General features: G+C 34.8%; 15 protein-coding genes and 1 riboswitch. All 15 genes read left to right on the forward strand.

The window, feature by feature from the left end; genetic code table 11:
* Window positions 1–76: 76 nt before the first annotated feature.
* A complete protein-coding gene (locus NST63_RS06950; RefSeq protein ID WP_212946356.1) occupies window positions 77–394 on the forward strand; it encodes a thioredoxin family protein in 318 nt (105 codons plus the stop codon).
* 87 nt (window positions 395–481) lie between these two features.
* Window positions 482–1750, forward strand: coding sequence for an MFS transporter (locus NST63_RS06955; RefSeq protein WP_341041682.1), 1269 nt, complete (start codon window positions 482–484; stop codon window positions 1748–1750).
* 166 nt (window positions 1751–1916) lie between these two features.
* Window positions 1917–2255, forward strand: a complete 339-nt coding sequence (locus NST63_RS06960) for a hypothetical protein (protein WP_212946358.1) — start codon at window positions 1917–1919, stop codon at window positions 2253–2255.
* Between the two features lie 145 nt (window positions 2256–2400).
* Window positions 2401–2506: riboswitch (SAM riboswitch) on the forward strand.
* Between the two features lie 106 nt (window positions 2507–2612).
* Window positions 2613–3644, forward strand: coding sequence for a methionine ABC transporter ATP-binding protein (locus tag NST63_RS06965; protein WP_078110527.1), 1032 nt, complete (start codon window positions 2613–2615; stop codon window positions 3642–3644).
* On the forward strand, window positions 3637–4305 hold the full coding sequence (locus tag NST63_RS06970) for a methionine ABC transporter permease (protein WP_180213341.1): 669 nt from the start codon (window positions 3637–3639) through the stop codon (window positions 4303–4305). Before NST63_RS06965 ends, NST63_RS06970 begins: the two co-directional genes overlap by 8 nt.
* Before the next feature lie 27 nt (window positions 4306–4332).
* On the forward strand, window positions 4333–5166 hold the full coding sequence (locus NST63_RS06975) for a MetQ/NlpA family ABC transporter substrate-binding protein (protein ID WP_212946359.1): 834 nt from the start codon (window positions 4333–4335) through the stop codon (window positions 5164–5166).
* Window positions 5167–5997: 831 nt separating this feature from the next.
* Window positions 5998–6783: a Fe-S cluster assembly ATPase SufC gene (gene sufC, locus NST63_RS06980; protein ID WP_058002792.1), complete on the forward strand. Its 786-nt coding sequence runs from the start codon at window positions 5998–6000 to the stop codon at window positions 6781–6783.
* 17 nt (window positions 6784–6800) lie between these two features.
* Window positions 6801–8111, forward strand: a complete 1311-nt coding sequence (gene sufD / locus NST63_RS06985) for a Fe-S cluster assembly protein SufD (RefSeq protein ID WP_341041683.1) — start codon at window positions 6801–6803, stop codon at window positions 8109–8111.
* On the forward strand, window positions 8111–9340 hold the full coding sequence (locus NST63_RS06990; RefSeq protein WP_212946362.1) for a cysteine desulfurase: 1230 nt from the start codon (window positions 8111–8113) through the stop codon (window positions 9338–9340). The genes sufD and NST63_RS06990 overlap by 1 nt, the downstream gene beginning before the upstream one ends.
* The gene (gene sufU / locus NST63_RS06995) at window positions 9330–9764 is read left to right on the forward strand and encodes a Fe-S cluster assembly sulfur transfer protein SufU (RefSeq protein WP_058002789.1); all 435 of its coding nucleotides are present in this window, start codon (window positions 9330–9332) and stop codon (window positions 9762–9764) included. Before NST63_RS06990 ends, sufU begins: the two co-directional genes overlap by 11 nt.
* A gap of 65 nt (window positions 9765–9829) precedes the next feature.
* A complete protein-coding gene (gene sufB, locus NST63_RS07000; RefSeq protein WP_071976462.1) occupies window positions 9830–11227 on the forward strand; it encodes a Fe-S cluster assembly protein SufB in 1398 nt (465 codons plus the stop codon).
* Between the two features lie 242 nt (window positions 11228–11469).
* A complete protein-coding gene (locus NST63_RS07005) occupies window positions 11470–12315 on the forward strand; it encodes a DUF72 domain-containing protein (RefSeq protein WP_212946363.1) in 846 nt (281 codons plus the stop codon).
* A 10-nt stretch (window positions 12316–12325) separates the two neighbouring features.
* Window positions 12326–13696, forward strand: a complete 1371-nt coding sequence (locus NST63_RS07010) for a bifunctional metallophosphatase/5'-nucleotidase (RefSeq protein WP_341041684.1) — start codon at window positions 12326–12328, stop codon at window positions 13694–13696.
* Window positions 13697–13741: 45 nt separating this feature from the next.
* A complete protein-coding gene (locus NST63_RS07015) occupies window positions 13742–14062 on the forward strand; it encodes a YunC family protein (RefSeq protein WP_373312700.1) in 321 nt (106 codons plus the stop codon).
* 61 nt (window positions 14063–14123) lie between these two features.
* Window positions 14124–14873 (forward strand): sporulation protein YunB, encoded by a 750-nt coding sequence (gene yunB, locus NST63_RS07020; RefSeq protein ID WP_259544422.1) that lies wholly within the window; start codon window positions 14124–14126, stop codon window positions 14871–14873.
* Window positions 14874–14929: the final 56 nt, after the last annotated feature.

Here is a 14929-nt window from a genome sequence, read left to right on the forward strand (position 1 = left end):
TTTTTTTTGAAAAATTATAGCCAAGTATAAAGAAGGCTATATTATAAATATAGAAATTCACAAGAGGACGATCATAATGAAAGAATGGACAAAGGAAGAGATTACAGAAAATACAAGGAAGATCAAGCAACTAGCATTATACTTTTATACACCTTTATGTGGGACTTGTCAGGTAGCGGGGAGAATGCTCGATATTGTGGAAAATTTAGTACCACAGTTTGAATTTAGAAAAGCTGATTTAAATTATATGCCAGAAATGGCTGAGAAGTATTCAATTGAGAGTGTCCCCTGTTTATTAGTATTTCAAGAAGGAATTTGTGTGGAAAAAATATATGCTTTTCAATCGGTTACTCATTTGTATGAGCTTTTAAAACAAATAAATAAAGATGATTAAAACATTTCTGAATAGACCATTTACTTTTTTTCCTCACGCGATTATGATTATTTAGGGTATCGAAATAATCTAGTGGGGGATTTTTTTATGAAATGGGCAAATAGGTGGAAACAGCAATGGGGACGGTATAACTCGAATATAAGAAATGCCATTTATGGAAACGTTTTTACGCAAATTGGTTTGGGTGTTTTTATGGTCATTTACAACTTCTATATTCGTGAACTCGGTTTCCCTGATCAGATGAATGGGCAAGTCATCTCAATGACATCCCTGGCAACAGCCATTATTCTGATTCCAGCAGGAATATTAAGTGATAGACTGGGAAGGAAAAGAGTTATATTATATGGATTAATTTTTACAGGAGTTACCTTATTTCTTCGAAGTATCATTGAGCCAAGAACACTTCTCCTTATGGCAGCTTTTTTAACTGGTTTAACCCAAGCATTTATACAAGTTTCATCCGTTCCTTTATTGGCTGAAAACTCTACAGCTGAACAACGTGTCAAACTGTTTTCACTTCATTTTGGATTGATGACAGCTGCTAATGTGATTGGAAATATATTTGGGGGAGTACTTTCTGACTTACTTGAATGGATCTATAGTCCGATTATTAGTATTCGGATTACTTTAATAATTGGCGCAGTTATATTTTTGATCGGAATTTTGCCAATAATGAGACTTAAGGAAATAATAACAGTTGTAAGCTACGATGAAAAAAATAATAAACGCTTCATTTCATTCAAAGAACAAAAGGAAAGTCTTAAATTAATCATCTTTTTTGCCATTGCACAATTATTAATCGGTTTTGGTGCAGGACTTGTAATCCCTTATTTAAATTTATACTTTGCTGATCGATTTAATGCTTCAAATACAACGATTGGATTTATTATTTCGATGGGTCAGGCAGCAACCGCCATCGCTATGTTTATTGGTCCATTTGTAGTAAGTAAAGTAGGGGAGGTTAAGGCAGTTGTCTTTTTGCAATTGGCTTCTCTCCCATTTTTATTATTAACGGGATTTACTCATAGTTTATTACTTGCAGCAATTGGATTTTTATTCAGGCAGGCTTTAATGAATGCAGGAAATCCAATTCAAATGTCATTAATGATGTCTAAAGTTGATAATTCAGTGAAGGGTCTTGCAAACTCTGTCAATCAAATGGTATTTAATTTAGGATGGGGGTTGATGGGGCCAGTTTCAATGGGAATTGTTTCACGAAATGGTTCTTATAATGGCTACGCCATTGTTTTTTCAATCACATGTTTTTTATATTTAGTGGGGTCGATCTACTTTTTTATTGTCTTTAAATCTTTTGGAAGCAAAAAAGATCATCCTCCTATTTCAAAAGTAGTATAAATACTTATGACAAATTTCTTGGGAAATAAATAGATAATGATTTTATTCGACAAGAATTTTTTTATGTATTTTATATCTTGAAAAAATTGTAGAACGATAGATAGAGGATTTTCTTTTCAAAAAATGAATAAGTGTATAAAAGATAAACGAGAAATGGGTGATCTTTATGGATTCATTTTTTGAAAGACTGATTCAAGAGTTGGATAATCGAAAACATTTGAATGCCTTATTTCCAAACCATCCTATTATGATAAAATTTGTTTGCGATAAAGAGGAATGGGGATTGTATATTTCTAAAAATAGCTGTTCTATAATGAAAAAAGATATAGGCGAATCGAATTTAGAAATACATGCCTCCAAACCAATACTTTGTCATCTTTTAAATGGTCATATTCGCTTAAGTCAATTAGTGAAAAATAACGAACTTACATTATATGGCTCCTATCGCTTATCACTTTTACTTGAATCGATTTTATGGCTAAGTAGAGACTATCAGATTGCATGAATGGAGAACTATATTTATTGTGATTTTTTGTTGACAGTCATTAACCATCATGATACAATGACTTTTGTACTAATTAAGTCTTTGATATTGAAAGTTTAATAATGGAATTTTTTGTTTGAAAGATTAACAATTAAATATATATGTGCTCTTATCAAGAGAGGTGGAGGGATGTGCCCTATGAAGCCCGGCAACCGTCAGTTATCTGAAATGGTGCCAATTCACACAAAGTTTTTAACTTTGGAAGATGAGAGGAAGGTTTCATAATTATTCATGCCTTTCTGTCATTTTGCAGAAAGGCATTTTATTTTGCCCAGATTATTGGAATACTAGGCGTCATATACAAGTGAGGTGGACAGCATGATAACCGTTCAAAAAGTAAAAAAAATATTTTCTACAAAAAATGGAGAAGTTACAGCAGTTAATGACATTAACATTGATATAAATAAAGGTGAGATTTTTGGTGTAATTGGCTATTCAGGTGCCGGGAAAAGTACGTTAATTCGTATGTTAAATGGTCTAGAAATTCCAACCTCGGGTAAGATTCATGTAGCTGGGAAGGAAATTTCGAGTATAAAGGGTGCAGAGCTAAGAAAAGCAAGACAAGGCATTGGAATGATATTTCAGCATTTTAATCTTCTCTGGTCACGTACTGTTAGGGAAAATATTTCTTTTCCTCTTGAAATCGCGGGTGTACCAAAACAGCAGCGTAGAAAAAAAGTAGACGAATTAATTAAGCTTGTTGGATTAGATGGAAGGGAAGAAGCATATCCTTCACAGCTTAGTGGTGGACAAAAGCAACGTGTAGGTATTGCCCGTGCTTTAGCAAATGACCCTCAAGTACTTTTATGTGATGAGGCGACTTCTGCATTGGACCCACAGACTACAGATTCTATTTTGGATCTATTAGTGGATATTAATAAAAGACTTGGATTAACGATTGTGCTAATTACACATGAAATGCATGTGATTAGGAAAATTTGTCATCGAGTTGCTGTTATGGAAAATGGTCAGGTTGTTGAGATGGGAAGCGTACTTGATGTGTTTAGAAAACCTCAAGAGAAAATAACAAAGCGTTTCGTTAGACAACTCACAGAACCTGAAGATACCCATGAAACAGTACAACAACTATTAAATATGTATCCAAGTGGACGATTAGTGAAGATTACTTTTATTGGAGGTTCTGCTGAACAACCGATTATAACTGATCTTATTAGGAATTATTCTCTTTCTGTAAATATTATTCAGGGCAACATCTCACAAACACAGAATGGATCATATGGGACATTGTTCATTCATGTAGATGGTGAGGAAGAAGAGATAAATAAGGGATTAACTTATTTGCAAAAACAACAGGAGATTGAACTAGAGGTGATGAAGGCAGATGCTTGAGAAATACTTTCCAAACGTAGATTGGGTTTCTATGTGGGATGCCACAAAAGAAACTATATATATGTCATTCTGGTCCGTGATTGCAACATTTGTAATCGGAATATTATTAGGATTATTATTGTTTTTTACAGCTAAAGGAAGTTTATGGGAAAACCGTGCAATAAACTCAATTATCTCAGCAATTGTTAATGTTTTTCGTTCGATTCCTTTCATTATATTAATTGTTCTTTTAATACCATTTACTAAAACAATTGTCGGTTCCATAATTGGGCCAGAAGCAGCATTACCTGCATTGATTATAGGTGCGGCACCTTTTTATGCAAGATTAGTGGAGATTGGTCTAAGAGAAGTCGATAAAGGTGTTATTGAAGCAGCGAGGGCTATGGGTGCCAAGATGAGTACCATTATATTTAAAGTATTATTACCAGAATCAATGCCGGCCATTGTTTCAGGTATAACTGTTACATCCATTGCTATTGTAGGGTATACCGCAATGGCAGGTGCAATTGGTGCCGGCGGATTAGGAAATCTAGCCTATTTAGATGGCTTCCAAAGAAATCGTACAGATGTTACTTTTGTAGCTACTATCATTATTTTAATTATCGTTTTCATCATCCAGATGATTGGTGATTTAATTACAAGAAAAATAGATAAGCGATAACTTCATATTAAAGAGGAGGAAATACAAATGAAAAAATGGTTAGGTATTCTTTTTGCAACATTGCTTGTGTTTGGATTAGCTGCCTGTGGTTCTTCAGATGAAAAATCAAAAGGCGATGGTAAAGAAACAACTTTAGTAGTAGGAGCTTCAAATACTCCACATGCAGTGATCTTGGAACAAGCAAAGCCTATTTTGAAGAAAAAGGGCATCAATCTTAAAATTGAGAAGTTCACAGATTATGTTTTACCGAATAAAGCATTAGATGGAAAAGATTTAGATGCTAACTATTTTCAACATATTCCTTATTTAGAAAAACAAATCAAAGAATTTGGATATGACTTTGTAAATGCAGGTGGTATTCATATTGAACCGATGGGGATTTATTCAAAAAAATATAAATCTCTAGATGACCTTCCGGATGGTGCTAAAATACTAATGAGTAATTCTGTCGCTGATCACGGTCGTATTCTAACATTGTTTGAAGAAAAAGGCTTAATTAAGCTTAAAGATGGTGTTAATAAGGATGAGGCAACGATTAAAGATATTGCTGAAAATCCAAAAAAATTAAAATTTGATTATGAATATGATCCAGCCTTCTTAACTACAGCATATAATAATGGAGAGGGAGATGCAGTTGTTATCAACTCCAACTTTGCCATCGATGTAGGTATGAATCCGAAAAAAGATTCTATTGCCATTGAAGGAGACGACTCACCATATGTAAATGTGATCGCTGTACGTAAAGGTGATGAAAACAAAAAATCAATTAAAACATTAGTTGAAGTTTTACATTCTAAAGAAATCCAAGATTTTATTAAAAAAGAGTGGAAAGGGTCAGTTGTTCCAGTCTCAGGTAAATAATATCGTAAAAAGCTTCGGAATTTTTCCGGAGCTTTTATTATTGGCAAATGAGTTTCAAAAATATTTGGTGCGAAAAAGAGTCATATCGTGAGAATCATTTATAATTTCGTGCAAATAACAATTGTTTTGTGCGAATCTAAAAAGTTCATTCCTGTTTCCTATTATAAAGTGAATACTCCATACATCTTCTCGAAACTAGCTATTATTTTGAAGCATTTAAGATCATTATTAAGTAAATAATAAAGTTTTTTACCATGACTCATGAATATAGAAGCAGATGCTTTATTAATCCGCCATATCCTTTTTGTTAAGATAGAAAATCTTTGTTATCATAAAGACCGTAAACAAAAAATGGAAGGAATGATTCGTTATTAACTCTCTTGAGTTACAGTACACAAATGATATGGAAAAGGCGTTGCATGGGGCACATGGAGTCGGTTACGAGGTGTACAAACAAAAGCATAAAGTAAGAATGCTTGTGGAAAAAAGGAGAGAGAGGGAATACGTTCGTTCCCAGCGGATGGTTGCAGACCTTGGACGAAAAATGCTAAATAGCTTATAATAATGATAGCAAAAACCAGTGTATCAAACACTGGTTTTTGCCCATTTTAAAATACATAATATAGTGAATTAGAGAATGAAGAATGGTGGGAGGGAAAAAACTAAATAGAATGTGTACATAGGAAAGTCCCGAAGCAGACTTTCTCCTTTCAAGAAAGTCCTAGAGCAGACTTTCTCTATTGATAATAATTTTAATTTGTTATAAGATTATAATGAGAATAAATTGAGAATGAGATTTTGAAATTTTTAATATACAACGGAGGTATAATCATGGCAGGTTCTACACTTATCATTAAAGATCTTCATGTTGAGATCGAAGGAAAAGAGATTTTAAAGGGCGTTAATTTAGAGCTTAAAGGTGGAGAATTCCACGCAATTATGGGACCTAACGGAACTGGTAAATCCACTTTATCATCTGCGATTATGGGACATCCTAAATATACAGTAACAAAAGGTAGTATTACACTTGATGGTAAAGATGTTTTAGAAATGGAAGTTGATGAAAGAGCACGTGCTGGTCTTTTCTTAGCGATGCAATATCCAAGTGAAATTAGCGGTGTAACAAATGCTGAATTTTTACGTTCTTCTATCAATGCTCGTCGCGAAGAAGGAAATGAAATTTCATTAATGAAATTCATTCGCGAGATGGATAAAAAGATGGAATTGCTTGAAATGGATCCAAATATGGCACAACGTTATCTAAATGAAGGATTCTCTGGCGGTGAGAAAAAACGTAATGAAATTCTTCAATTAATGATGATTGAACCAAAAATTGCAATTCTTGATGAAATTGATTCTGGTTTAGATATCGATGCATTGAAAGTTGTTTCTAAAGGAATCAATGAAATGCGCAGCAGTGAATTTGGTTGCTTAATCATTACTCACTACCAACGCTTATTGAACTATATTACTCCTGACTATGTACATGTAATGATGCAAGGACGTGTAGTTAAATCCGGTGGTCCAGAATTAGCACAACGTTTAGAGGCTGAGGGATATGACTGGATTAAACACGAACTTGGTATTGAAGACGAAACAGTAGGGCAAGAAGCATAAAGTTAGGAGGACTTAACATGACTGTAGAAACAAATCTTTCAGTGGATCAGGACTATGTTCGCTCCTTCTCAGAAGGAATCAGTGAACCAGCGTGGTTTACAGAACTTCGAATTCAAGCATTAGCTCAAGCAGAAGAGCTACCTATGCCAAATCCTGATAAAACTAGAATTACAAGATGGAATTTTACTCAATTTACAAAGCATTCGATTGAAAGTGATACGTATCAATCACTAGATGTACTTCCTGAAGCGGTAAAATCTTTAATCGATGTAGAAAATGTAAATAAAAACTTATATATTCAACATAATCAAACTCCTGCCTATGTGGCTCTATCAGAAGAGCTAAAAGAAAAAGGCGTGATTTTTACTGATATTTTGACTGCAGTAAAAGAGCATTCAGATCTCGTACAAAAATATTTTATGAAGGATGCAGTAAAAGTTGATGAACATAAATTAACTGCATTACATGCAGCACTTGTAAATGGTGGAGTATTCTTATATATTCCTAAAAATGTAGAAGTGTCTGAGCCGATTCAAACTGTTTATGTACATGATCATACTGAGGCACCTCTATTTAACCATGTATTGGTAGTTGCTGATGATAATAGTTCAGTAACATATGTTGAAAACTATATTTCAACCAATGATCAAGCAAAAGGAATTGCAAACATCATTACTGAAATTATTGCGAACGGTAATGCGAAGATAGAATATGGCTCTGTTGACAATTTGGCAGAAGGTGTGACAACCTATGTAAATCGTCGTGGAGTCGCTTATCGTGATGCCAATATCGAATGGGCATTGGGAATGATGAATGATGGCGATACGATTTCAAATAATACAACTAATCTAATGGGAGATGGTTCAACTTCTCATTCAAAAACAGTTGTAGTTGGTCGTGGAAGTCAAACTCAAAACTTTACAACTCAAATTACCCATTTTGGAAAAAATACAGAAGGCTTTATTTTAAAGCATGGAGTAATGAAGGATTCTGCTTCATCAATCTTTAATGGAATTGGAAAAATTGAGCACGGCGCATCTAAATCAGACGCGGAGCAAGAATCACGTGTTTTAATGTTAAGTGAAAAAGCACGTGGGGATGCCAATCCAATGCTTTTAATCGATGAAGATGATGTTATGGCTGGACATGCTGCATCTGTTGGTCGTGTTGATCCTATTCAGCTTTATTATTTAATGAGCCGTGGGATCTCTAAAAAAGAGGCAGAACGTCTAATTATTCACGGCTTCCTTGCTCCTGTAGTAAATCAATTGCCTATTGAAGGGGTTAAACGAGCTCTTACTGAGGTTATTGAAAGGAAAGTTAAGTAATGAATGCGAAGGAGATTCGTAAATTATTTCCGATACTTGACCAAGAAGTCAATGGACATCCACTTGTTTACTTAGACAGTGCTGCGACATCTCAAAAGCCGTATTCTGTTATCGAAGCATTAAATAAGTATTACCAAGAGGATAATTCTAATGTTCATCGAGGCGTGCATACACTAGGTACGAGAGCAACGGATAAATATGAGGGTTCACGGGAAAAAGTTCGCCGTTTTATAAATGCAAGCTCTACTAGTGAAGTTATTTTTACTAGAGGAACGACTACGTCAATAAATACCATTGCTAATAGCTTTGGACGTGATAATGTAAAAGAGGGAGATGAGATTGTCATCTCCTATATGGAACATCATAGTAATTTAATTCCATGGCAACAACTTGCAAAGCGTAATCATGCAACATTAAAATATGTCCCAATGCAAGAAGATGGAACAATTACACTTGAGGATGTTCGCAATACGGTCACTTCTAAGACAAAAATAGTTGCTATTATGCATGTTTCTAACGTTCTTGGTACAATAAATCCGATCAAGGAAATAACCAAAATCGCTCATAATAATGGTGCATTTATGGTAGTAGATGGTGCACAAAGTACCCCTCATCTTAAAGTAGATGTCCAGGATCTCGATTGTGATTTTTATGCATTTTCTGGTCATAAAATGTGTGGACCTACTGGAATCGGTGTGTTATACGGTAAAAAACAACTTCTTGAAAACATGGAACCAATTGAATTTGGAGGAGAAATGATCGATTTTGTCGATCTATATGATTCAACTTGGAAAGAACTTCCGTGGAAGTTTGAAGGTGGAACCCCAATTATTGCTGGTGCAATAGGTTTAGGTGCAGCGATCGATTTCCTTGAAGAGATTGGTATGGAAAATATATTAAATCATGAACATTATTTAGCTGAATATGCATTAAATCGTCTCAAAGAGATTGATGGATTGACGGTCTATGGACCACTTAATCCTATGGCACGTGCAGGGGTAGTAACTTTTAATGTGGATGATGTTCACCCACATGATCTTGCAACTGTCTTAGATGCAGAAGGTATTGCAGTAAGAGCAGGTCATCACTGTGCACAACCGCTTATGAAATGGTTAAAAGTATCAGCAACTGCAAGGGCAAGCTTCTACTTATATAATACAGAGGAAGATATTGACCGTTTCATAGCTGGACTTTTAAAAACAAAGGAGTATTTCAGCGATGTCTTTTAACAATCTAGATACTCTCTATCGACAAGTCATCATGGATCATTATAAAAACCCTCGAAATAAAGGGCATATAGATGAAAATAGTGTGATTATCGATATGAACAATCCGACTTGTGGCGACCGAATTCATTTAACAATGAAAGTAGAGGATGGAAAAGTAGTTGATGCAAAATTTGATGGGGAAGGTTGTTCCATCTCCATGGCCTCTGCTTCGATGATGACCCAAGCGATTATTGGGAAAGATACGGAAACAGCTGTAAAGCTTTCTCATGTTTTTTCTGAAATGATACAAGGCAATGAATATGAAGAAGATGAAGATTTAGGTGATATTGAAGCATTACAAGGAGTTTCAAAATTCCCTGCACGAATTAAATGTGCAACATTGGCTTGGAAGGCAATGGAAAAGGGTTTAGATTCTAAGAACTGATAAAATATCCTCTAGTCAAAAATAGATCGAAATGTAAAACAAAATAGGATGGAGGAATGATTGAAATGGCAAAAAAAATGCCTGAAATCGGTGATTATAAATACGGATTTCATGATAAAGATGTCTCTGTTTTCCGTTCAAAACGTGGATTAACAAAAGAAATTGTTGAAGAAATTTCTCGTATGAAAGATGAACCTCAGTGGATGCTGGATTTTCGTCTTAAATCATTAGAACATTTCTATAATAAACCTATGCCGCAATGGGGCGGGGACTTAATGGGCTTAGATTTTGATGAAATTACTTATTATGTAAAGCCATCAGAATCACAAGGACGTTCTTGGGATGAAGTTCCAGAAGAAATTAAAAACACTTTTGATAAATTAGGAATTCCTGAGGCTGAACAAAAATATTTAGCTGGAGTTTCTGCACAATATGAATCAGAGGTAGTTTATCATAATATGAAGGAAGATCTTGAAAAGCTTGGAATTGTATTTAAAGATACAGATTCTGCGTTAAAAGAAAACGAAGATATCTTCCGTGAACATTGGGCAACAGTTATACCGCCAACTGATAATAAGTTTGCAGCATTAAACTCTGCAGTTTGGTCAGGTGGATCATTTATTTATGTGCCACCAGGTGTAAAGGTAGATACTCCACTTCAAGCATATTTCCGTATTAACTCCGAAAATATGGGACAATTCGAACGTACACTTATTATTGTTGATGAAGGTGCACATGTTCATTATGTTGAAGGATGTACTGCTCCTGTTTACACAACAAACTCACTTCATAGTGCAGTTGTTGAGATTATTATTAAAAAGAATGCATATTGCCGTTATACAACGATTCAAAACTGGGCTAATAATGTTTATAATCTAGTAACGAAGCGTGCAGTGTGTGAAGAAAATGCTACAATGGAATGGATCGATGGAAATATCGGGTCAAAATTAACAATGAAGTATCCAGCCGTACTTTTAAAAGGTGAAGGTGCACGTGGTATGACACTTTCAATCGCAATTGCTGGTAAAGGTCAACACCAAGATGCAGGTGCTAAAATGATGCACTTAGCACCTAATACTTCTTCAACAATTGTTTCTAAATCGATTTCTAAGCATGGTGGTAAAGTAACATACCGTGGTATTGTTCACTTCGGCCGTAAAGCTGAAGGGGCACGTTCAAATATTGAATGTGATACACTCATTATGGATAATCAATCCACTTCAGATACAATTCCATATAATGAAATCTTAAATGATAATATTTCATTAGAGCATGAAGCGAAAGTATCTAAAGTGTCTGAGGAACAATTATTCTATTTAATGAGCCGTGGTATTTCTGAGGAAGAAGCAACAGAAATGATTGTCATGGGATTCATTGAGCCTTTTACGAAAGAATTGCCTATGGAATATGCCGTAGAAATGAACCGTCTAATCAAATTCGAAATGGAAGGTTCAATCGGATAATAAGTAAAAAAATCGCTTGGAGTATTCCAAGTGATTTTTTTATATAAAGCTTTTCTTACAGCTTTCTGGATGACATCAAAGCAAGTATCTTATGAGGATTTTACCATCCTATATGGGGAAGGGGATTGGTGAAAAGAATGTTTTATTAAAGGATTAAAGAACGATTTGAAAACATCAATCAATATGAAATATTCTTTTATATTTTAGCTATATGCTACTATTCAATGTAAGGGGGGGAGCTAATGATATATATAGGTTTGGCTGGTTGGGGAGATCATGATACGATTTATCCTAATGGTTCGGCACAAAAGGAGAAGCTAAAGGAATATGCCGCACATTTTCCGATCGTGGAAGTAGACTCGACCTTTTATGCGATACCATCAGAAAATAGTGTAAGAAAATGGATCAATGATACCCCTGATCGTTTTCAATTTATTGTTAAGGCTTATCAAGGAATGACAGGCCATGGAAGGGGAAGTCATACTTTTACTTCAAGGGAAGAGATGTTTACTGCATTTTTAAATGCCATTCTTCCTTTTTATCAATCAGGAAAATTAGGTATGATATTATTACAGTTCCCCCCATGGTTTGATTGTCAAAAAAAACATGTAGATTATTTACGCTTTTGTAAAGAACAATTAAAGGATATGCCAATCGCATTAGAATTTAGACATCAATCATGGTTTTACCCTCAATTTAACAATACGACATTAGAATTTATGAAAAGTGAAGGGTGGATTCATAGTATTTGTGACGAACCACAAATAGGTCAAGGGTCCGTACCTACAATCTTGAAAGCTACACATCCATTGAAAACGCTCGTACGTTTTCATGGAAGAAATGTTTACGGGTGGAGGAAGCCACATAACGGAAATTGGCGGGAGGTTCGCTATTTGTATCGTTATAACCATCAGGAATTAATTGAATGGCAAGAGAGGCTCCTATTGTTGGAAAAACAAAGCGAGGATATATATATCATTTTTAATAATAACTCTGGTGGAGATGCAGCAGATAATGCAAAGCAATTAATTAACATACTTTCCATTGAATATAGTGGATTAGCGCCAAAACAATTAGATTTATTTTAGAGAGTTATTCATGCTTGAAACCATCCATATTTACCATACGAATGATATTCATAGCCATCTTGAAAATTGGCCAAGAATTAGAGATTTCCTTATAAATAAAAAGATGGTACATCGTGACCATAGAGAAGATTGTTTCCTATTTGATATTGGAGATCATGTTGATCGGTGGCATCCTTTTACAGAAGCTACTATTGGCAAAGGAAATATTGGGCTGATGAATGCAGTTGGTTATACAGCAGCTACCATCGGAAATAATGAAGGGATCACCTTATCGCATCAGGAATTAGATTCTCTTTATTCTGATGCTGATTTTGATCTCATTTTGGCAAATGTATATGATAATAAAATGAATCGCCCAAATTGGACTGTCCCACATCAGATTTATCATACAAAAGGTGGCCTAAAAATAGGGGTTACAGCTGTTACAGCTTATTTCCATAAACTCTATGAGCTTTTAGAATGGCATGTTGAAGAGCCTTTTAAGGAGTTGCATAGTCAAGTAAAAGAATTGAAAGAACATGTCGATGTTTTGATCCTACTGTCCCATCTAGGTATCCATGATGATGAGAAAATCGCAACATTATTTCCAGAAATAGATGTAATATTGGGGGGACATACCCATCATATATTGGAAAAAGGGAAACTAGTTGATCAAACCTTATTAGCTGCCGCGGGGAAACATGGAAAGTTTATTGGGCATGTTAAACTTGAAGTTGATCTCGATAAAAAGATCGTTACGGATAAACAAGCGCAGTTGAACGAAACGGCTAAATTACCTCCGTCGCAAAATGAAAAAGAGGAAATTGCAAATTTTTATGAAAAAGGTAGAAAACTATTGTTTCAAGAGATTGTACGATTGCCAGAATCGCTATCTGTTGAATGGTTTAAAGAGTCCCAGCTACCAGTTTTGCTTTGTGAAGCAATTGAAGAGTGGTGTGAGGCTGATTGTGCTTTTATTAATGCTGGTTTACTTCTCGATCATTTAGAAAAAGGAATGGTCACGAAATATGAGCTTCATAAAATGTTACCACACCCGATTAATCCGTGTTTAATTGAATTAAATGGAAGGGATTTGCATAGTGTTATTTTGCAAACCCTTGATCCGAAATGGCCAAAATTAGAACTGAAAGGCCTGGGCTTTCGTGGAACTATTTTAGGTAACTTTGTATATACCAATATAACTATCGAAGGCAGTGATATGTACATTAAGGATCAAAAAGTTCAACCTAATAAAATGTACAAACTTGGAACCATTGATATGTATACCTTTGGACATTTTTTCTCTGAATTATATTTGGCTGATAAAAAATATTTTCTACCCGAATTTTTGCGAGATGTGATGGAATGGAAACTAAAAAAGGAATACAAAAGTGAAAAGTAGTAACCATATCCTTATTAACCCATACACATAATAGTAGGAAATTTGATGAAGGGAGCGATTTATGTGGTGACCATTGAGCCTATTACTATTCATGGACACACATTTATTGCGACAACTGTAAAACTGCCTATGACGACGCTACTTACAGTTTCCAATGATCAAGGATATATTATGTGTGGTGCTTTGGATGTTCGCTTATTAAATGAGAAATTAAAGGATCGTAAAATTATAGCTGGTAGAGCAGTAGGTGTGAAATCAATAGAGGAGTTGTTAGAATCTCCTTTAGAATCAATAACAATAGAAGCAGAAAATAGAGGAATTAAAAAAGGGATGATTGGAAAAGATGCGCTATTGAAAATGATCTAGAATTTCTATACCTAGAACCCCTCTTACAAGCATACATATAGCTTGTAAGGGGGGATTTTTTTTGGGTAAATTTCGTCCGCGCAAATCCCGACGTGGTCCACTTCCATTTCGTTACGTAGTACTATTAACCTTTGCCTTTTTTATCTTTTCTACAATTGGTGGATTGGTGATTGTAAATAAAGGGTTAAAACCTACAATTGTTCGTTATGCGGAAAGTCAAAATCAAAAAATCGCTGCAAATGCAATTAGTTATGCAGTAAAAGAAATCGTAAAAAATATAGAATTAAATGATATGGTGAAATTTGTTCCTAATGAAAAAGGGAATGTTGCAGTAGTAGAAGGTAATCCAACCATGTTAAGTAAAATGACTGCAGATGTGCAGCAATTGGTACAAAATTATTTAAATGGGGCAGAAGAGGGAAAGTTACAAGAAGTACAGGAAGGGAAATACAATAAGAGTACCGGCGAATTAGTTTACTCAGTACCATTAGGACGGGTAACAAATAATGTTCTACTTGGTAATCTGGGTCCAGATATTCCGACAAAGTTTCATGTCATTGGAGATGTTAAGGTGGATACAAATATTGTAATGGAGGAAGAGGGAATCAATAGCACTCACATTAAAACGTATATTAAGGTTACGGTCAATGTGCAAACGATTATTCCATTTGCTTCTCAAGTGGCAGTCTATGACCAAACTATTCCTGGACCATTTGGTTCATACAAAGGTGATATTCCGTTATATAATAGCAATGGCGAATCTAGTTCTCCTTCCATTCAGCTAGATGAAAAAAAGGATAAAAATAAATAATTTTTAATAGTAGGGTCTATTCACCTATAAAATAGATCCTACTAAAGTAAAAGAAA

The sequence above is a fragment of the Heyndrickxia sp. FSL W8-0496 genome (assembly GCF_038007825.1).
GTDB classification, from domain to species: Bacteria; Bacillota; Bacilli; order Bacillales; family Bacillaceae_C; genus Heyndrickxia; species Heyndrickxia oleronia.

Excerpts from the sequence above, each read along its gene's own strand:
- NST63_RS06960 (WP_212946358.1), top strand. The coding sequence starts at position 1,917 with ATGGATTCATTTTTTGAAAGACTGATTCAAGAGTTGGATAATCGAAAA.
- NST63_RS06955 (WP_341041682.1), top strand. The coding sequence starts at position 482 with ATGAAATGGGCAAATAGGTGGAAACAGCAATGGGGACGGTATAACTCG.
- NST63_RS07010 (WP_341041684.1), top strand. The coding sequence starts at position 12,326 with ATGCTTGAAACCATCCATATTTACCATACGAATGATATTCATAGCCAT.
- sufD (WP_341041683.1), top strand. The coding sequence starts at position 6,801 with ATGACTGTAGAAACAAATCTTTCAGTGGATCAGGACTATGTTCGCTCC.
- NST63_RS07005 (WP_212946363.1), top strand. The coding sequence starts at position 11,470 with ATGATATATATAGGTTTGGCTGGTTGGGGAGATCATGATACGATTTAT.
- sufB (WP_071976462.1), top strand. The coding sequence starts at position 9,830 with ATGGCAAAAAAAATGCCTGAAATCGGTGATTATAAATACGGATTTCAT.
- sufU (WP_058002789.1), top strand. The coding sequence starts at position 9,330 with ATGTCTTTTAACAATCTAGATACTCTCTATCGACAAGTCATCATGGAT.
- NST63_RS06965 (WP_078110527.1), top strand. The coding sequence starts at position 2,613 with ATGATAACCGTTCAAAAAGTAAAAAAAATATTTTCTACAAAAAATGGA.
- NST63_RS06990 (WP_212946362.1), top strand. The coding sequence starts at position 8,111 with ATGAATGCGAAGGAGATTCGTAAATTATTTCCGATACTTGACCAAGAA.
- NST63_RS06950 (WP_212946356.1), top strand. The coding sequence starts at position 77 with ATGAAAGAATGGACAAAGGAAGAGATTACAGAAAATACAAGGAAGATC.
- sufC (WP_058002792.1), top strand. The coding sequence starts at position 5,998 with ATGGCAGGTTCTACACTTATCATTAAAGATCTTCATGTTGAGATCGAA.
- NST63_RS06975 (WP_212946359.1), top strand. The coding sequence starts at position 4,333 with ATGAAAAAATGGTTAGGTATTCTTTTTGCAACATTGCTTGTGTTTGGA.
- NST63_RS07015 (WP_373312700.1), top strand. The coding sequence starts at position 13,742 with ATGAAGGGAGCGATTTATGTGGTGACCATTGAGCCTATTACTATTCAT.
- NST63_RS06970 (WP_180213341.1), top strand. The coding sequence starts at position 3,637 with ATGCTTGAGAAATACTTTCCAAACGTAGATTGGGTTTCTATGTGGGAT.